The organism is Streptomyces sp. NPDC058335, assembly GCF_042723915.1.
Taxonomy (GTDB): Bacteria; Actinomycetota; Actinomycetes; order Streptomycetales; family Streptomycetaceae; genus Streptomyces.
On record NZ_JBHXHX010000002.1, the window covers coordinates 148,006 to 174,508 of the forward strand.

24 protein-coding genes and 1 riboswitch are annotated in these 26,503 nt (G+C 72.1%); of the genes, 13 read left to right on the forward strand and 11 right to left on the reverse strand.

Going from position 1 to position 26,503, the window contains the following annotated elements; genetic code table 11:
• The first annotated feature begins 53 nt into the window (after positions 1 to 53).
• Positions 54 to 914, forward strand: a complete 861-nt coding sequence (gene otsB / locus ACFWJX_RS03800; RefSeq protein WP_383236343.1) for a trehalose-phosphatase — start codon at positions 54 to 56, stop codon at positions 912 to 914.
• Positions 915 to 1,350: 436 nt separating this feature from the next.
• Here otsB and ACFWJX_RS03805 read toward each other — a convergent pair whose 3' ends face one another.
• Positions 1,351 to 2,763 carry a trehalose-6-phosphate synthase gene (locus tag ACFWJX_RS03805; protein ID WP_383236345.1) on the reverse strand — a complete coding sequence of 471 codons (1,413 nt, stop codon included), beginning with the start codon at positions 2,761 to 2,763 and terminating at the stop codon, positions 1,351 to 1,353.
• 161 nt (positions 2,764 to 2,924) lie between these two features.
• Positions 2,925 to 3,869, reverse strand: coding sequence for a glucosyl-3-phosphoglycerate synthase (locus ACFWJX_RS03810; protein ID WP_383236348.1), 945 nt, complete (start codon positions 3,867 to 3,869; stop codon positions 2,925 to 2,927).
• Positions 3,870 to 4,045: 176 nt separating this feature from the next.
• A riboswitch (SAM riboswitch) is annotated at positions 4,046 to 4,192 on the forward strand.
• Between the two features lie 15 nt (positions 4,193 to 4,207).
• Between ACFWJX_RS03810 and thrC the strand changes: the two genes are divergently transcribed.
• The 4 genes from thrC to groL all read left to right on the forward strand — a co-directional run bounded on the left by thrC (position 4,208) and on the right by groL (position 8,440).
• Positions 4,208 to 5,491, forward strand: a complete 1,284-nt coding sequence (thrC, locus tag ACFWJX_RS03815) for a threonine synthase (RefSeq protein WP_383236351.1) — start codon at positions 4,208 to 4,210, stop codon at positions 5,489 to 5,491.
• Positions 5,488 to 5,763, forward strand: a complete 276-nt coding sequence (locus ACFWJX_RS03820; RefSeq protein WP_359059530.1) for a MoaD/ThiS family protein — start codon at positions 5,488 to 5,490, stop codon at positions 5,761 to 5,763. Before thrC ends, ACFWJX_RS03820 begins: the two co-directional genes overlap by 4 nt.
• Before the next feature lie 453 nt (positions 5,764 to 6,216).
• Positions 6,217 to 6,423: a cold-shock protein gene (locus ACFWJX_RS03825; protein ID WP_007493268.1), complete on the forward strand. Its 207-nt coding sequence runs from the start codon at positions 6,217 to 6,219 to the stop codon at positions 6,421 to 6,423.
• A gap of 391 nt (positions 6,424 to 6,814) precedes the next feature.
• Positions 6,815 to 8,440 (forward strand): chaperonin GroEL, encoded by a 1,626-nt coding sequence (groL, locus tag ACFWJX_RS03830; protein WP_073497735.1) that lies wholly within the window; start codon positions 6,815 to 6,817, stop codon positions 8,438 to 8,440.
• Positions 8,441 to 8,544: 104 nt separating this feature from the next.
• Here groL and ACFWJX_RS03835 read toward each other — a convergent pair whose 3' ends face one another.
• Positions 8,545 to 9,222 (reverse strand): methyltransferase domain-containing protein, encoded by a 678-nt coding sequence (locus ACFWJX_RS03835; RefSeq protein ID WP_383236356.1) that lies wholly within the window; start codon positions 9,220 to 9,222, stop codon positions 8,545 to 8,547.
• A 139-nt stretch (positions 9,223 to 9,361) separates the two neighbouring features.
• On the opposite strand from ACFWJX_RS03835, the gene ACFWJX_RS03840 reads away from it, so the two are divergent.
• The 3 genes from ACFWJX_RS03840 (at position 9,362) to ACFWJX_RS03850 (ending at position 13,909) form a co-directional block, all read left to right on the forward strand.
• On the forward strand, positions 9,362 to 10,546 hold the full coding sequence (locus tag ACFWJX_RS03840) for an NADH:flavin oxidoreductase (protein ID WP_383236359.1): 1,185 nt from the start codon (positions 9,362 to 9,364) through the stop codon (positions 10,544 to 10,546).
• Positions 10,547 to 10,740: 194 nt separating this feature from the next.
• Complete coding sequence (locus ACFWJX_RS03845; protein ID WP_383236362.1) at positions 10,741 to 12,213, forward strand: MFS transporter; 1,473 nt, start codon at positions 10,741 to 10,743, stop codon at positions 12,211 to 12,213.
• A 112-nt stretch (positions 12,214 to 12,325) separates the two neighbouring features.
• Complete coding sequence (locus ACFWJX_RS03850) at positions 12,326 to 13,909, forward strand: carboxylesterase/lipase family protein (RefSeq protein WP_383236364.1); 1,584 nt, start codon at positions 12,326 to 12,328, stop codon at positions 13,907 to 13,909.
• 134 nt (positions 13,910 to 14,043) lie between these two features.
• Here ACFWJX_RS03850 and ACFWJX_RS03855 read toward each other — a convergent pair whose 3' ends face one another.
• The 4 genes from ACFWJX_RS03855 to ACFWJX_RS03870 all read right to left on the reverse strand — a co-directional run bounded on the left by ACFWJX_RS03855 (position 14,044) and on the right by ACFWJX_RS03870 (position 18,179).
• The gene (locus ACFWJX_RS03855; protein WP_383236367.1) at positions 14,044 to 14,607 is read right to left on the reverse strand and encodes a hypothetical protein; all 564 of its coding nucleotides are present in this window, start codon (positions 14,605 to 14,607) and stop codon (positions 14,044 to 14,046) included.
• Positions 14,608 to 14,841: 234 nt separating this feature from the next.
• A complete protein-coding gene (locus tag ACFWJX_RS03860; protein ID WP_383236370.1) occupies positions 14,842 to 16,290 on the reverse strand; it encodes a PTS transporter subunit EIIC in 1,449 nt (482 codons plus the stop codon).
• 16 nt (positions 16,291 to 16,306) lie between these two features.
• Positions 16,307 to 17,242 carry an N-acetylmuramic acid 6-phosphate etherase gene (gene murQ, locus ACFWJX_RS03865; RefSeq protein ID WP_383236373.1) on the reverse strand — a complete coding sequence of 312 codons (936 nt, stop codon included), beginning with the start codon at positions 17,240 to 17,242 and terminating at the stop codon, positions 16,307 to 16,309.
• A 52-nt stretch (positions 17,243 to 17,294) separates the two neighbouring features.
• Entirely contained in the window at positions 17,295 to 18,179 is an 885-nt protein-coding gene (locus ACFWJX_RS03870; protein ID WP_383236376.1) for a MurR/RpiR family transcriptional regulator, read from the reverse strand.
• Positions 18,180 to 18,234: 55 nt separating this feature from the next.
• Between ACFWJX_RS03870 and ACFWJX_RS03875 the strand changes: the two genes are divergently transcribed.
• Together ACFWJX_RS03875 and ACFWJX_RS03880 are read left to right on the forward strand one after the other, a co-directional pair.
• On the forward strand, positions 18,235 to 18,642 hold the full coding sequence (locus ACFWJX_RS03875; RefSeq protein ID WP_383236379.1) for a hypothetical protein: 408 nt from the start codon (positions 18,235 to 18,237) through the stop codon (positions 18,640 to 18,642).
• Between the two features lie 7 nt (positions 18,643 to 18,649).
• On the forward strand, positions 18,650 to 18,919 hold the full coding sequence (locus ACFWJX_RS03880) for a DUF4031 domain-containing protein (RefSeq protein WP_383236382.1): 270 nt from the start codon (positions 18,650 to 18,652) through the stop codon (positions 18,917 to 18,919).
• A gap of 9 nt (positions 18,920 to 18,928) precedes the next feature.
• Here ACFWJX_RS03880 and ACFWJX_RS03885 read toward each other — a convergent pair whose 3' ends face one another.
• Both ACFWJX_RS03885 and ACFWJX_RS03890 read right to left on the reverse strand, forming a co-directional pair.
• Positions 18,929 to 20,017 (reverse strand): GNAT family N-acetyltransferase, encoded by a 1,089-nt coding sequence (locus ACFWJX_RS03885; RefSeq protein ID WP_383236385.1) that lies wholly within the window; start codon positions 20,015 to 20,017, stop codon positions 18,929 to 18,931.
• A gap of 27 nt (positions 20,018 to 20,044) precedes the next feature.
• Positions 20,045 to 20,725 (reverse strand): hypothetical protein, encoded by a 681-nt coding sequence (locus tag ACFWJX_RS03890; RefSeq protein WP_383236387.1) that lies wholly within the window; start codon positions 20,723 to 20,725, stop codon positions 20,045 to 20,047.
• 109 nt (positions 20,726 to 20,834) lie between these two features.
• Between ACFWJX_RS03890 and ACFWJX_RS03895 the strand changes: the two genes are divergently transcribed.
• Complete coding sequence (locus tag ACFWJX_RS03895; protein WP_383236390.1) at positions 20,835 to 21,527, forward strand: copper homeostasis protein CutC; 693 nt, start codon at positions 20,835 to 20,837, stop codon at positions 21,525 to 21,527.
• 248 nt (positions 21,528 to 21,775) lie between these two features.
• Here the strand turns inward: ACFWJX_RS03895 and ACFWJX_RS03900 are convergent, their stop codons facing one another.
• Complete coding sequence (locus ACFWJX_RS03900) at positions 21,776 to 23,821, reverse strand: HelD family protein (RefSeq protein ID WP_383236393.1); 2,046 nt, start codon at positions 23,819 to 23,821, stop codon at positions 21,776 to 21,778.
• Positions 23,822 to 24,121: 300 nt separating this feature from the next.
• Here ACFWJX_RS03900 and ACFWJX_RS03905 point away from each other — a divergent pair, with 300 nt between their 5' ends.
• Together ACFWJX_RS03905 and ACFWJX_RS03910 are read left to right on the forward strand one after the other, a co-directional pair.
• Positions 24,122 to 24,310 (forward strand): hypothetical protein, encoded by a 189-nt coding sequence (locus ACFWJX_RS03905; protein ID WP_383236396.1) that lies wholly within the window; start codon positions 24,122 to 24,124, stop codon positions 24,308 to 24,310.
• Between the two features lie 108 nt (positions 24,311 to 24,418).
• A complete protein-coding gene (locus ACFWJX_RS03910; protein WP_383236398.1) occupies positions 24,419 to 24,847 on the forward strand; it encodes a hypothetical protein in 429 nt (142 codons plus the stop codon).
• 4 nt (positions 24,848 to 24,851) lie between these two features.
• On the opposite strand, the gene ACFWJX_RS03915 is transcribed toward ACFWJX_RS03910, so the two are convergent.
• Positions 24,852 to 26,498, reverse strand: a complete 1,647-nt coding sequence (locus ACFWJX_RS03915; RefSeq protein ID WP_383236401.1) for a DNA repair helicase XPB — start codon at positions 26,496 to 26,498, stop codon at positions 24,852 to 24,854.
• Positions 26,499 to 26,503 lie beyond the last annotated feature (5 nt).

The window sequence follows — 26,503 nt, forward strand, 5'->3', positions numbered from 1 at the left end:
CTGGGTGCGGCCGACCGGGCTGACAGGTACCGGCGTTGGCTATCGTCACCGGTATGGGCAACCAAGAGACGCACCCCACGGACTCCCACCTCCCCACCCCCACCACCCCCCACGGCCGCGAGGCGCTCGCCGCGATCCTGGCCAAGCCGCGCGGCACTCTCGTCGGGCTCGACTTCGACGGGACGCTCGCGCCGATCGTGGAGAATCCGGAGGATGCGCGGGCGCATCCGGATGCCCTGCCCGTGCTCGCGGAGCTGGCGCCGAAGGTGGCCTCCGTCGCTGTGGTGACGGGACGGCCCGCCGCGGTGGCCGTGCGGAACGGCGGGTTCGCCGGGGTGGCGGGGCTGGAGCGGCTCGCCGTGCTGGGGCATTACGGGGCCGAGCGGTGGGACGCCCGTACCGGGACCGTTTCCGCGCCCGACCCGCACCCGGGTGTCGCGGCCGTGCGGGCCGAGTTGCCCGCTGTGCTGGAGGCGGCCGGGGCGGGGCGGGGGACCTGGGTCGAGGAGAAGGGGCGGGCCGTCGCCGTGCACACGCGCCGGGCGGAGGACCCGGAGGCCGCGTTCGAGGCACTGCGCCGGCCGCTCGCCGAGCTGGCCACCCGGCACGGGCTGATCGTCGAACCCGGCCGGATGGTGCTGGAGCTGCGGCCGCCGGGCGTCGACAAGGGCGTGGCCCTGACGGAGTACGTCCGCGAGATCGGCGCCGAGGCGGTGCTCTACGCCGGCGACGACCTCGGTGACCTGCCCGCCTTCGCCGCGGTGGAGAAGCTCCGCTCCGACGGCGTCCCCGGTCTCCTGGTGGCCAGCGGCAGCTCCGAGGTGACCGAGCTGTCGGCGCGCGCGGACCTGGTCGTCGACGGTCCCGCCGGGGTCGTGCGGCTGCTGCGGGCGCTGTCGGGTCGGCTGGGGTGAGCGGTTCGGGGCGTGTGGGAGTGTCGCCGCCGGGTCCTGGGGCTTGCTGTGGGGACTGGCTTGGGGTGGCCGTAAGCGGCGTCGACGGTCCCGCCGGGTCGTAGGGCTGCTGCGGGCGTTGTCGGGTCGGCTGGGGGCCGGGTTTGGGGTGGCGGTAAGTGGCGTCGACGGTCGCGCCGGGTCGTGGGGCTGCTGCGGGCGTTGTCGGGTCGGCTGGGGGCCGGGTTTGGGGTGCGTGCAGGTGTCGTCGGGCTTCCTGGCGCTTGCTGCGGGTGCTGTCCGGTCGGCTCGCCGGCGGACCCGGCGCCGCGAGTGGCGTCGGCGGTGTCGCCGGGGCGTGGGGCTTGCTGTGGGGTCGGCTGGAGTGCGGGTTTCGGGTGGCCGCGAGTGGCGTCGGTGGTGCCGCCGGGGCGTGGGGCTTGCGGGTGTTCTCCGGTCAGCTGCGCTGGAGGGCCTGGAGCGCCTGCAACTGCTCCAGGAACCACCGGGCCGGAGGCAGCGCGGTCGCGGCCTCCGTCAGCCTCTTGGCTCGCGCCGCCCGCTCCTCCGGGGCCATGGTCAGCGCCTCGTGGAGGGCGCGGGCGGTCTCCAGGACGTCGTAGGGGTTCACCACGATGGCGTCCTCGCCCAGCTCCCAGTACGCCCCGGCCTCCCGGGACAGCACCAGCGCACAGCCCTGGTCGGAGACGATCGGGACCTCCTTGGCGACCAGGTTCATGCCGTCCCGGACGGGGTTGACCAGCGCCACGTCGGCGAGGCGGTACGCGGCCAGGGAGCGGGCGAAGTCGTCCTTGACGTGCAGGACGACCGGGGTCCAGCCGGGGGTGCCGTACCGCTCGTTGATCTCCCGCGCGACCCGCTGCACCTCGGCCGTGTAGTCGCGGTAGACGGCGAGATCCTGGCGGGAGGGGTAGGCGAACGCCACGTGGACGACACGTTCGCGCCACTCGGGGCGGTCGTCGAGGAGCTGCCGGTAGGCGAGCAGACCGCGCACGATGTTCTTCGACAGCTCGGTGCGGTCGACGCGCACGATGGTTCTGCGGCCCTCGCCGATCTCCTCGCGGAGGGCGACGATGCGCTCCTCGACGTCGGACTCGTGGGAGCGGGCGCGCAGGAAGTCGGCGTCGGCCCCGAGACCGTGGACGCCGATCTCGGTGCTGCCCAGGCCTCCCACGAACTCCGTGCAGCAGGCGCTGAACGCGTCCGCCCAGCGCCTGGTCAGGAAGCCGAGGCGGTCCGCGCCGAGCATGCCGCGCAGCAGTTGCGCGCGGATGTCGGTGGGGAGCAGCGCGAAGTAGTCCACCGGCGCCCACGGTGTGTGCGAGAAGTGGCCGATGCGCAGGTCGGGGCGGAGTTCGCGGAGCATGCCGGGGACCAGACACAGGTGGTAGTCCTGCACGAGGACCGCCGCACCCTCCGCGGCCTCCTCGGCCAGCGCCTCCGCGAACGCGCGGTTGTACGTCTCGTACGACGCCCACTGGCGCCGGAACTCCGCGTCGAAGACCGGCTCCAGCGGGGTCTGGTAGAGCAGGTGGTGGATGAACCAGAGCACGGAGTTGGCGACGCCGTTGTACGCGTCGGCGTGCACGTCGGCCGGGATGTCGAGCATCCGGACGCCGTCCTCGCCGACCCCGCGCCGCACCGCCTCGCGGTCGCCGTCGGTCAGCGCCGAGCACACCCACAGGGCGCCCGCGTCCGGCCCGATCGCCGACAGTCCCGAGACCAGTCCGCCGCCGCCCCGCCTGGCGTGCAGCGAACCGTCCTCGCGCACCTGGTAGGAGACCGGGCCGCGGTTGGACGCGACCAGCACCTGAGCACCCTCGGCAGCAGCACCACGCGTGAAAGCCATACGCCACAACCTAGCCCGGTCCGGAAACGCTCAAACGTACGGATGCGCTCCGTGGGCGGCTCGTATCCGGCCGTATACGGCGGCCGGACCGCGCGTTGGACGGCGTCCCCACCCACGTGCCGCCCATGCGGTGCCCGGCACGCCGTGCCCCGCACGACCCGCTACGCGGCCTTGCGTTCCGCGTACTCGGCGATCTCCGCCATCGGCGGACGTTCCTCGGTGTCCACGGAGTAGGTGCGTGGCTCGAAGCCGTCCGTGCTCCGCTCGAACTGGGTGAGGGCGGGGCGGATCATGTGCCCGCGGGCCAGCCGGAGCTGCGCGGTGCGGTAGATCGCCGCCGCCATCCGGCCGAGCGCCTGCCCGTCCTGGTGGCGGTGCTTGCGCACGCCGACGTCGACCTGGGCGAGGGCGTCCAGGCCCACCAGGTGCAGGGCGTCGACCAGCATGCCCAGTTCCACGCCGTAGCCGACGGGGAACGGGAGCTGCTCCAGCAGGCTGCGGCGGGCCGCGTACTCACCGCCGAGCGGTTGCACGAAGCCGGCCAGTTGCGGCCAGTGCATGTTGAGCAGCGGGCGGGCCATGAGTTCGGTGACCCGGCCGCCCTGGCCCGCAGCGCCGCCCAGCGGGCGGTCGTACATGGCCTTGACCAGATCCACCGCGGGGTCGGTGAGCAGCGGGCCCACGATCCCCGAGACGAAGTCGGAGGAGAACTCCTTGAGGTCGGCGTCGATGAAACAGACGATGTCCCCGGTCGTGACGAGCAACGACCGCCACAGCACCTCTCCCTTGCCGGGCACGGTCGGTATCCGGGGCAGGATGTCGTCCCGGTGCACGACCCGCGCCCCGGCCGCCGCGGCGACCTCGGACGTACGGTCCGTGGAGCCCGAGTCGACGACGACGATCTCGTCGACCAGCGGGACCTGCTGCATCAGGTCGTGGCGGATGACCGCGACGATGTCACCGACCGTCTCCTGCTCGTTCAGGGCGGGCAGCACCACGGAGACCGTCTGACCCGAGGCACGTTTCGCGGCCAGGATGCGGTGCAGCGGGCGGTCGGTCACGGACCAGGAGCGGGTGGCCAGCCAGGCTTCAGCTTCTTTCAGCACGGTCTGCGGCTCCTCACTGTCATGATCACACCTGGTGCACGAGGGGTGACGGTGTGATCCATCTCGCGGTTCGGACGTCTATCTCAACTGTCCTGGCCTTCGGTTACAGTCTTGAACAACGCGGATGACCATCGCATGTCCGAGGTGGCCTGCGTTCGCCACCCACAACTTCATACCGCTCATCCAGAGGGGCAGAGGGATACGGCCCGATGAAGCCCCGGCAACCCTCCAGCCGGTCTTGTCACGTTGTTGTGGCGAGGCTCCCGGCTAGGGAAGGTGCCAAATCCGTCTCACGGCGAGATGCGTCGTGAGGAAGATGAGGAAGGGCCTCGCCTCACATGGCTGTGCAGACAGTTGCAAGCACCACAGACTCCGTCGACCTCGGTCCCGCCGCGGCGCTCTCCTGCCGCGAGTGCGGACACCGCGTGCCTCTCGGCCCGGTCTTCGCCTGCGAAGAGTGTTTCGGCCCGCTGGAGATCGCGTACGACTTCTCGTCCTATGACACCGAGGAGCTCCGCAAGCGCATCGAGGCGGGCCCCGCGAACATCTGGCGTTATGCGCCGCTGCTGCCCGTCCCCGCCGACGTGGCGGACAAGCCGAACATCAACCCCGGCTGGACCAAGCTCGTCCAGGCCGACAACCTGGCCCGCGAGCTGGGCGTCGACGCCGGCAAGCTGTTCGTCAAGGACGACTCCGGCAACCCGACGCACTCCTTCAAGGACCGGGTCGTCGCCCAGGCCATCGAGGCCGCCCGCGCCTTCGGCTTCACGACCCTCTCCTGCTCCTCCACGGGCAACCTGGCCGGTGCCGTCGGCGCCGCCGCCGCCCGCGCCGGCTTCCGCTCCTGCGTGTTCATCCCGCACGACCTGGAGCAGGGCAAGATCGTCATGGCCGCGATCTACGGCGGCGAACTCGTCGGCATCGAGGGCAACTACGACGACGTGAACCGCTTCTGCTCCGAGCTGATCGGCGACCCGGCGGGCGAGGGCTGGGGCTTCGTCAACGTCAACCTGCGGCCGTACTACGCCGAGGGCTCCAAGACGCTGGCGTACGAGATCTGCGAGCAGCTCGGCTGGCAGCTGCCCGACCAGCTCGTCGTGCCGATCGCCTCCGGCTCGCAGCTCACGAAGATCGACAAGGGGCTCCAGGAGCTGATCAAGCTCGGTCTCGTCGAGGACAGGCCGTACAAGATCTTCGGCGCGCAGGCCGAGGGCTGCTCGCCGGTGTCCGTCGCCTACAAGGCCGGCCACGACGTCGTCCGGCCGCAGAAGCCGAACACCATCGCCAAGTCCCTCGCCATCGGCAATCCGGCGGACGGGCCGTACGTCCTGGACATCGCGCGCCGAACCGGTGGCGCGGTGGAGGACGTGAACGACGAGCAGGTGGTCGACGCGATCAAGCTGCTGGCGCGGACCGAGGGCATCTTCGCGGAGACCGCCGGTGGCGTGACGGTCGGTGTGACGAGGAAGCTGATCGAGAACGGTCTCCTCGACCCGACGAAGACCACGGTCGTGCTCAACACCGGGGACGGCCTCAAGACCCTCGACGCGGTGGCCGGCACCGGCCTCACCGCCACCATCCGTCCGAACCTGGACTCCTTCCGAGAGGCTGGCCTCGCATGAGCGTGACCGTCCGCATCCCGACCATCCTGCGCACCTACACCGGTGGCAAGGCCGAGGTCCCGGCCGAGGGCGCCACCCTCGGCGAGATCATCGCCGACCTGGAGAAGAACCACACGGGCATCGCCGCCCGCGTCCTCGACGACCAGGGCAAGCTGCGCAGGTTCGTCAACGTGTACGTCAACGACGACGACGTCCGCTTCGAGAAGGGGCTGGACACGGCGACCCCCGACGGCGCCGGTGTCTCCATCATCCCGGCCGTGGCCGGTGGCTGACCGGTGTTCAGTACCCGCCGGTAGTAACCGTCGGTAACGTTAATTACCGAGAGTTCATCGAATTGCCCCCTCCGCGAGAGAAGCGGAGGGGGCAATTCAGTGTGGTTGAGCGCGGTACAGTTGGGGAACGCGCCGCCCATTGCATGCCGGCCGCATATGAGTTCCGCCGTTGCAGGCGATGAGAAGTAGCCAAAGTGTGCATGTGTTTTGCGCCTTTCATTCCCTTTGTGGGGCCCGACTTGCCCTGAATGCGGGCGAATTCTCACTCTTCTCCGGACCGTTCGCGTCCAGAATTCTCGTCCGATTGACCTGTTGCAGACGGCAGTTGGACAGATACATTCAGCCGCGGTCGACGCGTTCCGGCGCACGCCCCCAACGAACTTGGGGGGTGAGGTCTGACCCGGATCCGCGAAGTGTGGATCTGTGCAAGGGCCAGTAATAGGGGAGTTAGGCATGGCTCAGGGCACCGTCAAGTGGTTCAACGCGGAGAAGGGGTACGGCTTCATCGCGGTCGACGGTGGTGCGGATGTTTTCGTCCACTACAGCGCGATCCAGATGGACGGATACCGCACCCTGGAAGAGGGCCAGCGGGTCGATTTCGAGATCTCGCAGGGTCAGAAGGGGCCGCAGGCGGACATGGTCCGGCTCGCGACCGGCTGAAGCACGCGCCGACTTGCAGCGACGTTCTTCTGTTCTATCCGCGAAGGGCTCGCACCTCCAGGGGTGCGGGCCCTTCGCCATGTCCGGACGGGTGCGGTGGGTGCCGCCGGGCGGCGTTGTCCACCTGCGGATCCGGCGGATCCGCTTGCGCCCGCCCGTCACCCGACCACCACTCTCAACGAGCCCGCTGCGCGGGCACACCTTGCACTCGGACGGGTCGAGTGCTAATCATTGGCGTTAGCACTCTGAAGGTGAGAGTGACAACGAAGGACCGGGTCGGTGAGGCCCGCAGGCCAGGTGGGGCAAGGAACCACGGGGCAGGCGAGCCGTCCGTCGCGGGCGCGGGCGCGGTCCGAAGGAATCACCCCCAGTCCTGGAGGGACCACTTCACATGGCCAAGATCATCGCGTTCGACGAGGAGGCGCGGCGCGGCCTCGAGCGCGGCATGAACCAGCTCGCGGACGCCGTGAAGGTGACGCTCGGCCCCAAGGGCCGCAACGTCGTCCTCGAGAAGAAGTGGGGCGCCCCCACGATCACCAACGATGGTGTCTCCATCGCCAAGGAGATCGAGCTCGAGGACCCGTACGAGAAGATCGGCGCCGAGCTGGTCAAGGAAGTCGCCAAGAAGACGGACGACGTCGCCGGTGACGGTACGACCACCGCGACCGTCCTCGCCCAGGCGCTGGTCCGCGAGGGCCTGCGCAACGTGGCCGCCGGCGCCAACCCGATGGCCCTCAAGCGCGGTATCGAGAAGGCCGTCGAGGCCGTCTCCGGTGCCCTGCTCGAGCAGGCGAAGGATGTCGAGACCAAGGAGCAGATCGCTTCGACGGCCTCCATCTCCGCCGCCGACACCCAGATCGGCGAGCTCATCGCCGAGGCCATGGACAAGGTCGGCAAGGAAGGCGTCATCACGGTCGAGGAGTCGCAGACCTTCGGTCTCGAGCTCGAGCTCACCGAGGGCATGCGCTTCGACAAGGGCTACATCTCGGCGTACTTCGCGACCGACATGGAGCGTATGGAGGCCGTCCTCGACGACCCGTACATCCTGATCGCGAACTCCAAGATCGCGAACGTCAAGGACCTGCTCCCGCTCCTGGAGAAGGTCATGCAGTCGGGCAAGCCGCTGCTGATCATCGCCGAGGACGTCGAGGGCGAGGCCCTGTCGACCCTGGTCGTCAACAAGATCCGCGGCACCTTCAAGTCCGTCGCGGTCAAGGCCCCGGGCTTCGGCGACCGCCGCAAGGCGATGCTGAACGACATCGCCATCCTCACCGGTGGCGAGGTCATCTCCGAGGAGGTCGGTCTCAAGCTCGAGAACACCTCCCTGGACCTCCTTGGCAAGGCCCGCAAGGTCGTCATCACCAAGGACGAGACCACCATCGTCGACGGGTCCGGCTCCTCGGAGCAGGTCGCCGGCCGGGTCAACCAGATCCGCGCCGAGATCGAGAACAGCGACTCGGACTACGACCGCGAGAAGCTCCAGGAGCGTCTGGCGAAGCTGGCCGGCGGCGTGGCCGTCATCAAGGCCGGCGCCGCCACCGAGGTGGAGCTCAAGGAGCGCAAGCACCGCATCGAGGACGCCGTTCGCAACGCGAAGGCGGCCGTCGAGGAGGGCATCGTCGCCGGTGGTGGCGTGGCCCTGCTCCAGGCCACCTCGGTCTTCGAGAAGCTCGACCTCGAGGGTGACGAGGCGACCGGCGCCAACGCCGTGAAGCTCGCCCTGGAGGCCCCGCTCAAGCAGATCGCCGTCAACGGTGGTCTCGAGGGTGGCGTCATCGTCGAGAAGGTGCGCAACCTGCCCGTCGGCCACGGCCTGAACGCCGCGACCGGTGAGTACGTCGACATGATCGCCGAGGGCATCATCGACCCGGCGAAGGTGACGCGTTCCGCGCTGCAGAACGCCGCGTCGATCGCCGCGCTGTTCCTCACCACCGAGGCCGTCATCGCCGACAAGCCGGAGAAGGCGGGCGCTGCCCCGGCCGGCGGCGGCATGCCGGGCGGTGACATGGACTTCTGAGCCTGATCGCTGATCAAGCTCGGTTTTCCTACCGAGGGCGGTACTCCCTGCTGAAGCGGGGGGTGCCGCCCTCGGGCGTTTCACCCCCGCCCGTGGTACCGGCGCTAGTGCTCGTAGTGCTCGTAGTGCGAGGCGACCGCGGGCTGGCCCGTGTAGTTGGGGCCGGCGGCCGGGTCCGCGCCGGTGTACCGGAACGGCAGGGTCAGGGTGCGGGCGCCTCGGAGGGTGAGCCGGTGGTGGCGGGGGCTGTAGTGGAAGCCGGCCGCGCGCAGGGCCGCGAGGGCGGGGCGGCCCGCCGGTGAGCCGTCGGGGCGGCGGATCGAGTCCGGGTCGAAGTGCGCGGCCAGCAGTCCGTCCGGGGTGAGCCAGGAGGCGGCCCGGCCGAGGAGCCCGAGCTGGTCGCCGACGTAGTGCAGGCCGTGCACGCAGGTGATGAGGTCGTACGTCCGGGTCGGCACCCAGGAGCCGACGGAGGCGATGATCTCCTCCAGGACCGGCGGGGCCGGGGTGGGGGCGAGGGGGCCCACCAGGTCGACGCCGGTGAGGGTCGCGGTGGCGGGCAGCGCGGCGGCGGCCTGGCGCAGCGCACGTCCCTCACCGCTGCACAGGTCCAGCCAGGCGGGGGCGGGCAGGCCGCCCAGGAACTCCAGGGGCTGGAAGCCCAGTTCGCGGGCGTAGCTGTTCACCCCGGTGAGGCCGCGTTCACGGTTCATCGTGTTGTTGGCGACCACGGAGGAACGTTCCAGCTCGTGCGGGGAGACCACCGGTGAGGGCTTCGGCATAGGGGCATTCTCCGGGGTGGCCGGGGGCTGTCGGCGTGGCCCGGATCACAGTGGTGGTGGGGGAGTGGGCGGAATGGCGGGGGCGGGGCGGGCCGTTGAGGGGAGAGGCCAGTTCTTGCATGTGCACATACCGTCCGGAATGTCCCCGCTCGACGTCTTGCTCGATGTCCACCATGACCTCTCCGAGGAGTCCCCTGTCGTGACTGCCGCCCCCGCCGCCTCCCGCGCCGCCGAGATCCTCGCGCGTCCCGTCTCCCTCAACGGCCTGACCGTGCCGAACCGCATCGCCATGGCGCCCATGACCCGGATGTTCTCGCCCGGCGGCGTCCCCGGCGAGGACGTGGCGTCGTACTACGGCCGCCGTGCCGCCGCCGGTGTCGGTCTCATCGTCACCGAGGGCACGTATGTCGGCCACGACTCGGCCGGGAACAGCGACCGGGTGCCGCGGTTCCACGGCGAGGAGCAGCTGGCCGGGTGGGCGAAGGTCGCCGAGGCCGTGCACGCGGGCGGCGGGACGGTCGTGCCGCAGCTGTGGCACATCGGCATGGTGCGCAACCAGGGCGAGCCGCCCGTCGCGGACGCCCCCGCAGTCGGCCCCTCCGGCCTGCGCCTGAACGGCGCCGAGGGCGCCGGCAAGGCGATGACCCAGCGCGACCTGGACGACGTCATCGGCGCGTTCGCCGAGGCCGCGGCGGCCGCGGAGCGCATCGGCTTCGACGGCGTGGAGATCCACGGCGCCCACGGCTACCTGGTCGACCAGTTCCTGTGGGCGGGCACCAACCGCCGCACCGACGCGTACGGCGGTGACCCGGTCGCCCGTACCAAGTTCGCGGCGGAGATCGTCGCGGCCGTACGCCAGACGGTGTCGGCGGAGTTCCCGGTCGTCTTCCGCTACTCGCAGTGGAAGCAGGAGGCCTACGACGCGCGCCTCGCCGAGACCCCCGAGGAACTGGAGGCCGTCCTCGCCCCGCTCGCCGCGGCCGGTGTCGACGCCTTCCACGCCTCCACCCGCCGCTACTGGGTGCCGGAGTTCGACGGCTCCGACCTCAACCTCGCGGGCTGGACGAAGAAGCTGACCGGCCGGCCCACCATCACCGTCGGCTCGGTCGGCCTCGACGGCGACTTCCTCAAGGCCTTCCAGGGCGAGGGATCCGGGCTCAAGAACCTCGACGACCTCCTGGACCGGCTGGAGCGCGACGAGTTCGACATGGTGGCCGTCGGCCGTGCGCTGCTCCAGGACCCGGAGTGGGCCGCCAAGATCCTGGCCGGCCGCCTCGACGAGCTGAAGCCGTACGACGCGGCGGCGCTGAAGACCCTCAGCTGAGACCGGCTGAGCCGTCGGCCCAGCGGCCGGCTCCTGTGTGGAGGCGGGGAGAGGGAGGGTTCCTTCCTCTCCCCGCCTCCGTCGTGCCTGGCGGGCGGGCCTCCCCCGGATTTAGCTTGCTTAACTCAATCAATCGCCATAAGCTTGCTTGAGTCAAGCAGTTCCCCCCTTGCTCATCCGACGGAGGCCCTGTCATGCCCGACGCTCCCGCCCCGCCCGCTGCGGCGGGGACATCCGCGCCGCCGAGGTCGAACGCCGTGGTGGCGGTCCTGGCCCTCGCCGGCATCGTCGTCTCGCTGATGCAGACCCTGGTCATCCCGATCGTCCCCGAGCTGCCGAAGCTGCTGGACGCCCCCGCGTCCGACACCGCCTGGGCGGTCACGGCCACGCTGCTCGCGGCCGCCGTCGCCACCCCGGTCGTGGGCCGGCTCGGTGACATGGTCGGCAAGCGGCGCATGCTGCTGACCAGCATCATCCTGCTGATCTCCGGCTCCGTGGTGTGCGCCCTCGCCGACTCCCTGGTCCCGATGATCATCGGTCGTGCGTTGCAGGGCCTGTCGGCCGCCGTGGTGCCGCTGGGCATCAGCATCCTGCGTGACACGGTCTCCGCCGAGAAGCTCGCCGGTTCGACGGCCGTCATGAGCGCCTCCCTCGGTGTGGGCGGCGCGCTCGGCCTGCCCACCGCCGCGTTCATCGCGGACAACTGGGACTGGCACATCCTCTTCTGGACCTCCGCCGCCCTCGGCGTCGTCGCCTTCGCCCTCGTCCTGCTGCTCGTCCCGGAGTCCGAGAACCGCGTCGGCGGCCGCTTCGACCTCGTCGGCTCGCTCGGACTGTCGGCCGGTCTGGTCTCCCTGCTGCTGGCCGTGTCCAAGGGCGGCGACTGGGGCTGGACCTCCGGCACGACGCTGGGTCTGGGTGCCGCCGCGGTCCTGATCCTGGTCGCCTGGGGCTGGTGGGAGCTGCGGGCGAGGCAGCCACTGGTCGACCTGCGCACCACCGCGAAGCGGCAGGTCCTCTTCACCAACCTGGCCTCGATCGCCCTCGGCTTCTCGATGTTCGCGATGTCCCTGGTCCTGCCCCAGCTCCTCCAGCTGCCCGAGCAGACCGGCTACGGCCTCGGCAAGTCGATGCTCACCGTCGGCCTGGTGCTCGCCCCGCAGGGCCTGGTCATGATGGTCATGTCCGCGGTCTCCGCCAGTATCACCAAGGCCAAGGGTCCCAAGGTCACCCTGATGATCGGCTCGCTGATCGTCGCCACCGGCTACGGCCTCAACATCCTGCTCATGAGCGAGGTCTGGCACCTCGTCCTGGTGTCCTGCATCATCGGCGCCGGCGTGGGCTTCACCTACGGCGCCCTGCCCGCCCTGATCATGGGCGCGGTCGACCCCTCCCAGACCGGCTCGGCCAACAGCCTCAACACCCTGATGCGGTCCCTGGGCACCAGCTTCGCCAGTGCCGTCGCGGGTGTGATCCTCGCCCAGATGACCACCGAGTACGGAGGCTTCGCCCTGCCGGCCGAGAACGGCTTCAAGGTCGTCATGGCCATCGGTGCGGGAGCGGCCCTGGCCGCCTTCCTGCTCGCCACCTTCATCCCGAAGCGCGGGGCGGCCGTCCGGGCGGCGGACCCGGAAGGGGTGCGGGAGGCCACGCCGGTCAAGGCGTGACCAACTGCCCAGCCGGACGCGGCCGTCACCCACACGAGGGGTGGCGGCCGCCTTCGGCACTTTGCCCGAGCACCGTCCGTTCCACGAACAGCCGCCCTTCGAGGAGTGATCGATGACGACAGTCGAAGCCGAACCCGTGGTCCGCACCGCCGCGGGAGCCGTCCGAGGACGCCGGGAAGATGGACTGGCCGTCTTCCGCGGCATCCCCTTCGCCGCACCCCCGGTCGGGCAGGCCCGCTTCCAGGCCCCGCTCCCGCCCCGGCCGTGGGAGGGCGTTCGGGACGCGCACGCCTTCGGCCCGCCGCCCCCGCAGGAACCGGGCATCCAGGGACGCACGGGCGTGCTGGACGTGCCCACCGGCGACGACTGGCTGACGGCGAACGTGTGGACACCGGACCCCGAGCCCGCCGCAGCCCGCCCCGTCATGGTGTGGATCTACGGCGGCGCCTACAAGCTCGGCCACGCGGGCAGCCCGGGTTACGACGCGCGGCACATCGCCCGCGCCGGTGATCTGGTCGTGGTCAGCTTCAACTACCGCGTCGGCACAGAGGGGTTCGCCCGGTTGGAGGGCGCGCCCGCCAACCGGGGACTGCTCGACCAGGTCGCCGCCCTGGAGTGGGTGCGGGACAACATCGCGGAGTTCGGCGGCGATCCCGGCCGGGTGACTGTCTTCGGGGAGTCGGCGGGCGCCGGGTCGGTGGCGTCGCTGCTGGCCATGCCGTCCGCGCGGGGGCTGTTCGGGCGGGCGATCGCGCAGAGCGTGCCCGGCACGTACTTCTCCGACGAGCTGGCCCGTGACCTCGCCGCCGCAATCGCCGCCGAGGCCGGACTGCGGCCCACGGTCGCCGACCTGGCCACGGTCGATCCGCGTGAGCTGACCGAGGCCGGGGCGGCTCTCTCCGCGAAGATGGGCGAGCGCGTGGACCGCTGGGGGCGGGTCGCGCCCACCGTCACGCCGTTCTCACCCGTGGTCGACGGCGAGGTGCTGCCGGTCACCCCCTGGCAGGCGCTGGCGGCGGGTGCGGGCCGGGACGTGGAGCTGATCGTCGGGCACAACGCGCAGGAGTACCGCCTGTTCGTGGCCCTGGCGGGCCTGCTGGGCAAGGTGACGGAGGAACAGGCGACAGGCGTACTGCGGCTGTTCGGGCCGGGCGGCGGCGAGGCCGGTGAACGGGCCTACCGGGAGGCCTACCCGGACGCGGGGCCGGGGGAGCTGTTCGAACGGGTGCAGTCCGACTGGCTGTTCCACATGCCGTCCCTGCACCTGGCCGAGGCGCAGGTCGCGGGCGGCGGCCGGGCCCATGTCTACGAGCTGACCTGGCCGGCCCCCGGCATGGGCGGTTCGCTGGGCGCCTGCCACGGCCTGGACATACCCCTGCTGTTCGGCACCTACGACGCCGACCTGGGCAACCTGCTGTTCGCCGGCGCGGAGGTGACCGAGGAGGCGCGCACGCTGTCCGCCCGCCTGCGCGCGTCCTGGACGGCGTTCGCCCGCACCGGCGACCCGGGCTGGCCCGCCTACGACCCGGGGGAGCGGCTGGTGCAGGTCCTGGACGCGGAGCCGGAGGTCCGCCCGTACCCGGACGAGGCCGCACGCCGGCTGTGGGAGGGACATGACTTCCCGCCGCTGCCGCTGCTCGCCCAGGGTCCGGCCCAGGGCGTGTTTCTAGAGTCCCGTCTGCCGGGCGACGCCTGACACGCACGCTGGCCGCGTTGTCGGGATCGTCCCGATACAACCAGTATCGGGACGACCCTCCGCCTTGCGATCGCACGCACCCGACGCCGCCCGGCCTGCCCTTCGGGCGGACGACGCTCCTTTCGAAACATGCCCTAGACGTTGCCCATGGGCTCGATGTCGACCTTCACCGGGGTGCCCCAGACGCGCAGCACCTCGTAGTCGGTGAACTCGTGCACCAGGCGGTAGGCCATGGCGGGGCGGGAACCCCGGCGCAGGGCGGCCAGGTACCTCTCGGCCTCGAGGCGGTCGCGCCTCGGGGTGCCGCACAGCTGCCATTCCTGGCCCGTCCACAGTTCGGGCAGCCAGCGCTGCTGGGGCTGCGGGCGGTCGCCCCGGGTGCCGTAGCGGGAGGGGGCCGTCGGGTGCGGTGCCTGCGGGGCGGGTCCGTCGAACTCGGCGCGCCGGGCCGCCCGCCGCCGGGTCTCGCACAGCAGGCACAGGTCGGGGGCGGCCTCGTCCACGGGACCGTTGGGGTGCTCGGCGCACCGTGTGGCGGGCGCGGCCGAGGCGCCCTCCTCCAGCAGTTCCAGGGCGCGCCGCAGGTCCGACCTGACCTCGTGCAGCTTGGCGTCCGGGGTGTCGGCGGTCAGGGCGTCCCCGTGCTCACCGAGCAGCCGCAGGGCACGCCCCAGGTGGGTGAGCTGGGCATGATTCATGACGAGCGTCTCCGTTTTCCGCGGCGGGCTTTCCTCCGGCCTGAGTGTTCGACGGTGCGAACACCGCCGACTCAACCGTCGCACACACCACCGACAAGGCCCCGTACGAGCCGTCCCGCGAGCGGATTCCCGCCGATTTACGGCCCTTCGTCCCAGTTGTTGTTAGCAATTCGGGACGAATGACAGGGTCGCGCCGCGAGTCGCGGAGGAGAGCCGACCAGGACCCGGGCGCGTTCATCGGCTGGATCGCGAAGGTGTCGGGCCACCGAACGGGTCAGGGGCCGGGCGGACGGAGCCGGCGGCCGCCATGACGCGGTCGGTGACGCCGAAGACGTAGGTCGTGGCGAAGCCGACCGCGTACCCCGTCAGCAGCCCGCCCGCGTAGATCGCGAGCAGGGTGCCCCAGCCCCGGTCGCCGGCCAGCAGGGGGAACAGGGCCCAGCCGGACGGGCCGATCGCCGTCGCGCCGACCTGGTCGCCGAGCATCGCGAAGAAGCCCACGAAGGCCCCGCCGGCCGCCCCGCCCACGCAGGCCGTGAGGAAGGGGCGGCCCAGCGGGAGGGAGACGCCGTAGATGAGGGGTTCGCCGACGCCCAGCAGGCCCGCCGGGAGAGCCGACCTGATCGTCGTGCGCAGCGAGGCGTCGTGGCGCAGCCGGACGTAGACCGCGAGGGCCGCGCCGACCTGGCCCGCGCCCGCCATCGCCAGGATCGGCAGCAGCACGGTGTGGCCCTGCTGTTCGATGAGCGTGGTGTGGATGGGGATGAGGGCCTGGTGCAGGCCCAGCATCACCAGCGGCAGGAACAGCCCGCCCAGCACCAGCCCGGCGAACGCGCCCGTCGTCGACAGCAGCCAGTCCGCCGCCGTGCCGATCGCCGTCGACACCGCACCGGCCGCCCACATCAGGCCGTACAGCGTGGCCAGGCCCGCGACGAGGACCGTCAGGGTCGGGGTCAGCAGCACGTCGAGGGCGGCCGGGACCCGGCCCCGGCACCACTTCTCCACGTGCGTCGCCAGCAGCGCCGCCGCCAGCGCGCCGAGCACCCCGCCCTGGCCGGGGGCGAGGGTAACCCCGAACGCGGTGACCTCCGCGACGCCCGGATGGACGACGATCGCCGCCACCGCCCCGCCCAGCACGGGCGTGCCGCCGAACTCCTTCGCCGTGTTGACGCCGACGAACACCGCGATCAGCGCCATGAACCCGGACGCCACGGCGGCCAGCGCGGGCGTCAGCCACGGCAGCAGACCGGCGTTCAGCAGCAGCCCGTTGACGCCCGCGAGGATCCCGCAGCCGATCAGGGCGGGGATGAGGGGGACGAAGACGGCGGCGAGGCGGCGCAGGGCGGCCTTGACGGGCGTGGCATTGCGCCGCTGCCGCTCGCCCTTCAACTCCGCGCCCAGCGCGGCCAGTTCCCCCGCCACCGTCGACCGGTCCACCAGCTCCTCGAACGCCGCCGTCACCGGTCCGACGACTCCCGGCCCGAGCACCACCTGGTACGACCCGCCGTCCACGACGAGGCCCAGCACCCCGGGGACGGCCCGCAGCGCCTCCTCGTCCGCCCGTGCCGGATCGGCGAGGCCCAGCCGCAGCCGGGTCATGCAGTGGGCGACGGAGAGGACGTTCGCGGGGCCGCCGACCAGGGGCAGGAGCGCGGCGGCGGTGGCACGGGAATCGGTAGGCACCTGCTGAGAGTGCGGCTCAGGGACGCGCGGCGGCGAGCGCGGCACGCAGATGACCGCCGGACTCCTCCAGAAGGCGGGCGGCCGACGGCCCGTCGACCCCGGCGAGCAGCACGAGGATCGCGTCCTTCACCTCACCGCCGGTGGCCGCGAGGGCCCGCTCGATCTCCTCGTCGTCCGCGCCCGTCGCGAGGGAGACGATCCGCCGCGAGCGGGCCCGCAGCTTCTCGTTCGAGGCCCGTACGTCGACCATCAGGTTCCCGTACGTCTTGCCCAGCCGGATCATCGTGATCGTCGACAGCATGTTCAGCACCAGTTTCTGCGCCGTGCCCGCCTTCAGCCGGGTCGACCCGGTGAGCAGCTCGGGCCCGACGACGACCTCGATGCCGTGCTCGGCCGCCGCGGCCAGCGCACTGCCGGGGTTGCAGGCCAGCCCGACGGTGAGCGCACCGAGCGAGCGCGCGTACTCCACCGCCCCGATCGCGTACGGCGTCCGCCCCGAGGCGGAGATCCCGACCACCGTGTCCTCGGCGGTCAGCGCGAGGGCGGCCAGGTCCGCCCGTGCCAGCTCCCGCGAGTCCTCGGCGCCCTCCACGGAGGTCACCATCGCCCGCGGCCCGCCAGCGATGAGCCCGACCACCTGGTCCGGGGCCGTGTCGAAGGTCGGCGGACACTCGGAGGCGTCCAGCACCCCGAGCCGACCGGCCGTCCCCGCACCGGCGTACACCAGCCGTCCGCCCCGCCCCATCCGCGCGGCGATCGCGTCGACGGCACCGGCGATCTCGGGCAACCGCGCGGCCACGGCCCCGGCCACGCCGGCGTCCTCCCCGTTCATGAGCCGGGCGATGTCGAGGGTGGGCAGCCGGTCGATATCGGCGAGTTCGGGCCGGAAGGCCTCGGTGGTGAGCGATCCGAGCTGGGTGAGCAGGTCGTCGGGGCGCGAGGTGGAGGTCATGGCGGACGACTCTTTCTTTTCCGACGCAGGTTGGCCTGGACACCCCTACGGTCTACCGGTGCCGATGGGCCAGGGCCTCGTACGACGCGGCCAGTGCCGGCGCGGCGGTGTCGTACGTCCGCTGTGCCACCCCCACGAACAGGCAGTCCACCACCAGCAGCTGGCTGGTCCGGGACGACATCGCCGCCGGCCGCAGCTCGCTCTCCCTTGCCGTCGACGTCGTCAGCACATGGTCGGCGTACTGTGCGACCGCGCCGCCCGGCCGGCCGGTGATGGCCACGGTCGTGGCGCCCCGCTCGAAGGCGGCCCGCAGCGGTTCGATGACATCCCGCGTCGCCCCGGAGTGCGTGATCGCCACGGCCACGTCACCCGCCCGCAACTGCACCGCGTTCGTCACCGCGAGGTGCGGGTCGCTGTGGGCGTGGGCCATGAGCCCTATCCGCAGCAGTTTCTGCACGAGGTCCTGGGCGACGAGCCCGGACGCCCCGACGCCGTAGACGTCGGTCCTGCGGGCGGTGGCCAACGCCGCCACCGCCGCGCCGAGCTGCACGGTGTCGAGTCCGGCGGCGGTGTCGGCGAGGGTCTGCCGCTCGTCGTGGGCGAGTTTGGCGACGACGTCCGCGATCGGGTCGTCGACGGCGATGTCGGTGGTGATGGCGGGCGCGCGGCCGGACTGCTGCTGGGCCGCGAGTCCGGCGAGGGCGAGCCGCAGGTCGCGGTAGCCGGGGTAGCCGAGGAGGCGGGCGGTGCGGACGACGGTGGCCTCGCTGGTGCCGGTGCGTTCCGCGAGGCGTGTCACGGTGAGCGCCGCGCAGCCCGCGGGGTCGCTCGCGACGGTCTCGGCGACGCGCTGCATCGAGCGCGTCATGGAGGGGGCGAGCGCGCGGACCTTGGCGGCGAGAGCGCCGCCGAAAACTTCCTTCACGTCCTGGGGCACCCGTGAAAGGTATTTTCGGCTCGGTGTCACGGTCAAGAGTGCGCACAATGGGTGCATGGACCCCTCCCACAATTCCTCCCGCACGCCCGTCAGCACACTGGAACAGGCGTTGCACGCCGCGCGGGCCCTCGTCCTCGCCGACCTGGCCTCGGGCGACGTGGCCGCGGCGGACGTCGTGTCCATGGTCGAGGAGTCCGTGACGCAGCGGCGCTGGTGGGTCGAGCAGTGGCCGGACGGCGTGGGCTTCGTGGCCGGACTGGTGGCGCAGGACGTGCAGGACGCCCTGCTGGAGCGGTACGGCCGCTGGCCGATCTGCCCGGTGTGCGGCTCGGGTGACCCGCACGCCCTGGAGATCGAGCCCGCACTCGGGCCCGACCCGCACTGGGTGTGCCACCAGGCGGGCGTGAAGGTCGCGGCGGTCGGTTCGCTGGGAGCGGCGTCCGGCGGGGCGGGTTCCCGGTGAGGCGCGCGTGACGGTCTATATCGACCCGCCGGACTGGCCGGGTCACGGACGCATGTGGTCCCACCTCGTCAGCGACGTCTCCTTCGACGAACTGCACGTCTTCGCCGACGAGTTGGGGGTGCCCCGGCGTGCGTTCGAACGGGACCACTACGACATTCCCTCGCACCGGTACCCGGACGTGGTCGCGGCCGGCGCGGTGGAGGTCAGCAGCCGCGAGGTGGTGCGGCTCCTGACGGCGTCGGGACTGCGACGGCCGAAGGGGCGACGCCGGGCGTAGCGGCGGGTGTCACCCCCGGCGTGTGTAGAGCCGTAGCGTCTCGTCCTCCAGGAGGGGCTCCTCCGCCACCTCGGCCCGGACGAACCCGGCGCGGGTCAGGACGCCCTGCGACGGGGTGTTCGCCTCCTCCACCGCCGCGTACAGCAGGTGTACGTCGTCCCGCGCGAGCGTCCGCTCCGCGAGGGCGGTCAGCGCCTCGGTGGCGTAGCCGTGGCCTCGGGCGGGCTCCACGAGGTCGTAGGCGATCTCGGTGCGGCCCTCCTCGTCGGGCATTCCGTGGAAGCCCATGCTGCCGACGGCCCGACCGTCCTCCCGCCGGACGAGCACGAACGCCCCGAACTCGGGCCGGTGCACCCCGGTGTCGTAGGCCTTGAGCAGGCCGGCGGCCACCTCCCGGGTGCCCTCGAAGGGGGCGTCGCCGAGCCACCCGAAGCCGCCGTCGCCGCCCGCGACCAGGTCGGCGGCGACCGCCGGGGTGATGCCTTCGAGGGTGAGGCGCTCGGCCGGCAGGACCAGGTTGTTGTTCCAGTGCCATTCGGTGACCGGGGCGCGGCCGGGCAGATCACCGCGGCCGGTGGCCCACAGCAGCGTCGGCCACGGCTCGGGGCCGGGCCGGACGTGCGGGAAGATCCGGGTGAGGACGGACGCGCACAGCTCGGCGGGCGGCTCGTACGCCAGGCCCAGGCCCTCGGCGATGTCATGGGTGTGCAGGAGCACCTCGGCGATGCCCATCGCGGCGAAGCCCTCGCGGTTCGCGCTGCGGAACGGATACGGGTGGAAGGCGCGGACCCGCGGCGGGGTGGTGCGGACGGTGGCGGTGAGCAGGGCGCCGGTGGTCTCGATGACGTCCAGGACCCCCGCCTGGTCGGTGCCCTCGTCGAAGCCGAGTTCGAAGGGGACGTACGCCGTCTGCGCGCGGCCCGCCAACTGCCCGGCGTAGGCGATGAGATCACCCGCCATGTGTTCCGCCGTCTGCCGGCAGGTCCAGTCCAGCCGGCCGGCCTTCACGCCGGTCCAGTCCTTGTCCGTCACCGTCCGCAGCAGCTCCACGCTGCCCGCGACGGCCTCCGTCACCTGATCCCCGCCCCATGCACGCATGACGTGCAGCGTAGGCGGGCGCGGGCTTCAGATCGACAGCAGTTCCAGTTCCGCGCGCATGTTGTAGCGGGCGGTCGCCTCCCACTCCTTCGCCGCGTGCGGGGTGCGGAACAGGCGGGGCAGGCCGAGGAGATGGCGCAGTACGGCGGCCCGGCCCTCGCGGAAGGCGTCGTTCGGGACGAAGTGGTACTCCTCGCGGATCTCGGCGGCGTAGGCGGCGTACGCCGACGGCGGCGCGGCGAGGATCGCGAGGTCGGCGTCGCACAGCACCTGGCCGTCGCGGTCGTCGTCGGCCGGGTCGTGGGAGACGGTGAGTCGGACCAGGCGGGCCACCTCGGCGGTTCTCGCCTCCGGCAGGCCGGCCTCGGGCAGCGCGCGCTCGGCGAGGCGGGCGGAGCGGCCCTCGTTCTCGGAACGGTCGGGGAGGTACACGGCGTCGTGGAACCAGGCGGCCAGCCGGACGACGTCCGGGTCGTCGGCGTACTCCTGGAGCGTGTCGATCCGGTCGAGGACCGCGGTGAGGTGGGTGACCGTGTGGTAGCGGCGCTGCGGCTCCTGCCAGCGGCGGAGGAGATCGTCGGCGTAGGGGAGGGGGTCCGGGGCGGCGGCTGGGGCGGGGCCACGGGCGGCTTCGAGGGTGCGGGCGAAGCGGGTGCGGAGGGTTTCGAGGTGGTGGACGGTGGTGGCGGGTTCGGGGTGGTCGGCCATGCGGTCATTCTTCCCCCGCCCGGCCGGGGATGCGGGGGTGAGCGCGGCGCCTCACAGGCGTACTCTGGAATTGGACTAGACCTGTAGAGCCGTCGACAAATGGGGTCCCATGAGCAAGCGTGCAGTCCTGGAGGTGATCGCCCTCGACGCGCGGGACGCGGTCGCCGCCCAGGCCGGAGGCGCGGACCGCCTCGAAGTGGTCACCGACATCGCCGCCGACGGGCTCACCCCGCCCGTCCCGACGTTCGCCGCGATCCGGGCCGCCGTCGACATCGACCTGCGCGTGATGCTGCGCCTGAGCGACGGGTTCACCGCCGGGGACGTCGGACGGCTCGTCCGGGCCGCCGGGGAGCTGCGGGCGGCCGGTGCGGACCAGTTCGTGCTCGGCTTCCTCGACGCGGAGGGCGGCGTGGACCTGGCCGCCGTCGAACGGGTGGTCGCGGAGCTGGACGGCTGCCCGTGGACCTTCCACCGGGCGATCGACCATACGGCCGACCGCGACGCCCTGCGCAAGCAGTGCGAGGGGCTGCCCGGACTGGACACCTACCTCACGGCCGGGTCGGCCGCGGGGGCCGACGACGGGCTGGCCGTGCTGATCGCCGAGGCGGGGCGACGCGGGGAACAGGGGTACGAGCAGCAGCTCCTCGTGGGGGGAGGACTGCGGCTCGCTCATGTGCCGGCGCTGCGGGCCGCCGGGATCGACGCGTTCCACATCGGCGGGGCGGCTCGGACTGACGGCTGGGCGGGGCCGGTGTCCGCGGGGGCCGTGGGGGAGTGGCGGCGGGTGCTGGACGGAGGGTGACGGGCGGGCCGGCCGGGGGTGGGTCGCGCGGCCCGGCATCGGCGGGGCGCCTCCCCCACTCTCGGCTTCGCTCACGCGGGGGACCCCGGGTCATCGCGGGGCGGTGGCGCGCGGTCGGCGCGGCCTCCGGTGCCCGGCGGGCCGCGGCGCGGACCGCGCAGGAGGCGAGGCGGGAGGAGGCCAGGGGGAGGCCGGCGCCCACCCTCCCCACCGCTCCGGGCGGCACGCCTGCCCGTGGGCTGGGCGGGTCAGGCCAGTTGGCCCGGCAGGTCGGTGGCGTGTGTCACCACCAGCCCCGACACCGCCCGCGTCAGCGCCACGTACAGCCGTCGCAGCCCCGTCCGTTCGTCCGGCTCGGCGTCCACCACCGCGCTCGGCTCGTCCAGGACCACGTAGTCGTACTCCAGGCCCTTGGCCAGGGAGGCCGGGACCAGGGTCAGGCGGGTTTCCCGGGTGGTCTCCTCGCCGGGAGCCAGGAAGGCGATCCCCGCCGCCGTGAGCGCCTCCGCGAGGACGGGCACGCGGGCGTCGGCCGCGATGAGGCCCGTCGACCCCTCGTTGCCGAGCAACTCCTCGCAGGCGGCGATGACGTCCGCGTCCTCCGACACCGCGCGGACCTCGAAGAAGCCGGGGTTCTCGCGGACGGAGGCGACCGGTGTCAGGCCCGGTGCGATGTGGGGCAGCAGCCTTGAGGCGTAGGTGATGACGTCCGTCGGGACGCGGAAACCGGCCGTGAGTTCCTCGATCACCGCGTCGGCCTTGCCGAGGTGCCCGAGGGCCTCCTCCCAACTGCGGGTCGCCCAGGGCGTCGTGCCCTGCGCCAGGTCGCCCAGCACGGTCGCGCTGCCGGTGGTGCAACGGCGGCCGACCGCCCGGTACTGCATGGGGGACAGGTCCTGCGCCTCGTCCAGGACCACATGACCCAGGGAGTGCGTGCGCTCCACGAGGTCGGTCGCCTCGTCGATCAACACCGCGTCCGCGGCGGACCACTTGGCGGCCTTCACCGACCGCACCGGCTTCGTCCACAGGATCGTCTTCTGCTCGTCACCGGTGAGGACCCCCTCGGCGTGCTCCGCGAGGAACTCCGGGTCCGTGAGCAGCCGCAGCACCAGCTTCGCCGGGTCGACGGGCGGCCAGACCGCCCTCACGGCCGCCTTGACGGCGCTGTTGCGGGCCACGGCGTCCTGCACCCGGTCGTCGGGCGCCTCCCCGGCCCGCTCCATCTGCACCAGCACGGCATGCGCGACGCGCTGCGGGAGGGCGTCACGGGCGGCGCCGTAGCGGATGTCACGGGCGAGCAACTCGCGGACGAGACCCTCCAGTTCGTACGCCGGAACCCGCCAGCGGCGTGAACCCCGCACGACGACGACCGGTTCGGTCGGCAGGGTGACGTGGGAGTACAGCGCCCGCCGCAGCACCTCGGCCATCCTCGCGTCGCCCTTGACGACCGCCGCGGGGGCCTCGTCCGTGCCCCGCACCTCGACCCGCGCGACCAGGTCGTCGACGGTGGCCTGGCGGACCGCCAACTCGCCCAGCGCGGGCAGCACCTGCTCGATGTAGTGGAGGAAGGACCGGTTCGGCCCGATGACCAGCGTGCCGGTGCGGGCCAGCCGCTCGCGGTGGGCGTACAGCAGATACGCCACCCGGTGCAGGCCGACGGCCGTCTTCCCGGTGCCGGGGCCGCCCTGGACGCACACCGAGCCGCCCAGCCCGCTGCGGACGATCTCGTCCTGCTCGGGCTGGATGGTGGCGACGATGTCCCGCATCGGGCCGACACGCGGCCGCTCGATCTCCCGCTGGAGCAGCTTGCTGGTGGTGGCCGCCTCGGCCGGGTCGGAGAGGTGCTCGTCCTCGTACGCGGTCAGGTCGCCGCCCGTGTAGCCGAAGCGGCGCCTGAGTCCGACGTCCATCGGATCCTTCTTCGAGGCCCGGTAGAACGGCTGCGAGACCGGCGCACGCCAGTCGATGACCATCGGGTCGCCGTCGTGGTCGTGGACGTGCCGGCGCCCGATGTAGAAGCGTTCCCCTTCCGCGCCCTCGGCCCGGTCGGCGCCGGGTGCGTGGAGGTAGTCCAGCCGGCCGAAGAACAGCGGGGTGTGGCTGAGGTCGGCGAGCGCCTTGATGCGGTCCCCGATCTGGCGCTCCAGGATCTGGGCGTTGACCCAGTTCGCGGTGACGTCCCTGATGTCGAGGGACTGGACGTCCTCGCGCATGGCGCGCAACGCGGCACGGGAGGAGGCGAGGTGGGCGCGCTCACGGGAGAGCGGGTCGTCAGCGGGCACGGGCGTGGACAAGGGGGTGCCTCCGGGCTTGCGGGAAGGGGTGACTGAGGGAAGCCGTCCGGTTTCCGTCCGGGCGGCGGCGCTCCGTGCGGAGGCGGGCAAGAGCGGAGATTCTAGGACCCGGGGGTGCCGGAAGGCCAACGGGTTTTCCCGTCCCGCCCTCCCTGCCCGGTCTCGTCCCCTAGGGGACGAGACCTCCTGCGGCCCCCTCTCCCCGGAGGAACCGCTCCCTCTGCAGGCGGAGACGGAGGCCACCCGAATGGGCTCCTCAGACCGATGCCGCCCTTATGTCCCCTATCGCACCATGGAGGCATGAGCGCAGCGACCTTCACCCCAGCCCCCGCACCGGGCCGTCCGTCCGGCGCGACCTCCGTATCCTCCGGCACCCACCACCACCGCCTCGGCGACGCCCTGCACGCGATACGCGTCTTCGTGGGCGCGGCCTTCGACGTGGTCGTCCTCGGCGAGTACAGCGAGGAGGTGGGCGTCCGCCGCAGGTAACTCCGCCGGAAGCACCGGATGGTTCCCTGCCGGGTCTGAGTACGCGAGGCGCCCGGATGAGTATCCGCGCCGATGCCCGCCCGCCCCGTCAGGCGGTTCACTCGGGGTATGACGACGCCGCAGCACGGGCCGTACTCCCCGCCGAACCACCCGGGCCAGCCGGGCCCGCCGTACTACGGCCACGCCCCGTACCCGGTCCCCGGTCCCGACGACTACGACCACCGGACCTCGACCGCCCCGCTGGTCGCCACGGTGCTGCTGGCGGTCTTCGGTCCCGCCGCCCTCTTCCTCGGCGGCCTGTCCGTGATGGCCACCGACAGCTGCGGCACCGACTGCCCGACGGCGCTCACGACCTGGCTGTACCTGATCTACGGCACGATCCTCTTCGGCGGCGTGCTCTCGCTCGCCGCGCTCGTCACCGCCTGGTCGCTGCCCCGCAAGGTCCGCTACTGGAACCTGCGCCGCTGGGCCGCCATCGCCACCGTCGCCCCGTCGGTGCTCGTGATCGCCCTGGTGTGCACGATCCCCTCACCGTGACGGATCAGGCCTCCTCCGCCAGCAACTCGGTCGCGTCCATGATCCGGTACGCGTAGCCCTGTTCGGCGAGGAAGCGCTGCCGGTGGGCGGCGAAGTCCTGGTCGAGCGTGTCGCGGGCGACGACCGAGTAGAAGTGGGCCTGGTGGCCGTCCGCCTTCGGCCGCAGCACCCGCCCCAGCCGCTGGGCCTCCTCCTGGCGCGAGCCGAAGGTGCCCGAGACCTGGATGGCGACCGTCGCCTCGGGCAGGTCGATCGAGAAGTTCGCGACCTTCGACACCACCAGGACGCTGATCTCGCCCTGCCGGAACGACTCGAACAGCTTCTCCCGCTGCGCGTTGGACGTCTCGCCCTTGATGACCGGCGCGTTCAGATGCTCCCCCAGCTCGTCGAGCTGGTCGATGTACTGCCCGATGACGAGGATCTGCTGCCCGGCGAACCGGCGCACGATCGCCTCCGTCACCTTCCGCTTGGTCTCGGTGGTGGCGCAGAAGCGGTACTTCTCCTCCGCCTCGGCGGTCGCGTACGCGAGCCGCTCGGCGTCCGTCAGGTTGACCCGGACCTCGACACAGTCCGCGGGCGCGATGTAGCCCTGCGCCTCGATCTCCTTCCACGGAGCGTCGAACCGCTTCGGCCCGATGAGCGAGAAGACGTCCGACTCGCGGCCGTCCTCACGCACCAGCGTGGCCGTGAGACCGAGCCGCCGCCGCGCCTGGAGGTCCGCCGTGAACTTGAAGACCGGCGCCGGCAGCAGGTGCACCTCGTCGTAGACGATCAGCCCCCAGTCGCGGGAGTCGAACAGCTCCAGGTGCGGGTAGACGCCCTTCCGCCTGGTCGTCAGCACCTGGTAGGTGGCGATGGTGACGGGCCGGATCTCCTTGCGCGTCCCGCTGTACTCGCCGATCTCCTCCTCGGTCAGCGACGTCCGCTTGATCAGCTCGTGCTTCCACTGCCGGGCGGAGACGGTGTTGGTGACGAGGATCAGCGTGGTCGCCTTGGCCTGCGCCATCGACCCGGCCCCGACCAGCGTCTTCCCGGCGCCGCAGGGCAGCACCACGACGCCGGACCCGCCGTGCCAGAAGTTCTCCACGGCCTGCTTTTGGTACGGCCGCAGCGCCCAGCCGTCCTCGGCCAGCTCGATCGGATGCGCCTCGCCGTCGACGTACCCCGCGAGGTCCTCGGCGGGCCAGCCGAGCTTCAGCAGGGTCTGCTTGATCTGCCCGCGCTCGGAGGGGTGTACGGCGACCGTGTCGGGGTCGATCCGCGTCCCGACCAGCGGGGCGATCCGCTTGGACCGCAGGATCTCCTCCAGGACCGGCCGGTCCGTGGTGGTCAGCACGAGACCGTGCGCCGGGTGCTTGCTGAGCGTCAGCCGCCCGTAGCGGTCCATCGTCTCGGCGATGTCCACCAGCAGCGCGTGCGGCACCGGATACCGGCTGAACTCCACCAGCGCGTCCACCACCTGCTCGGCGTCGTGCCCGGCGGCGCGCGCGTTCCACAGGCCCAGCGGGGTCAACCGGTAGGTGTGGATGTGCTCGGGCGCCCGCTCCAGCTCCGCGAAGGGCGCGATGGCCCGGCGGCACGCGTCGGCCCGCTCGTGGTCGACCTCCAAGAGCAGGGTCTTGTCGGACTGGACGATGAGTGGACCATTCACGCGCG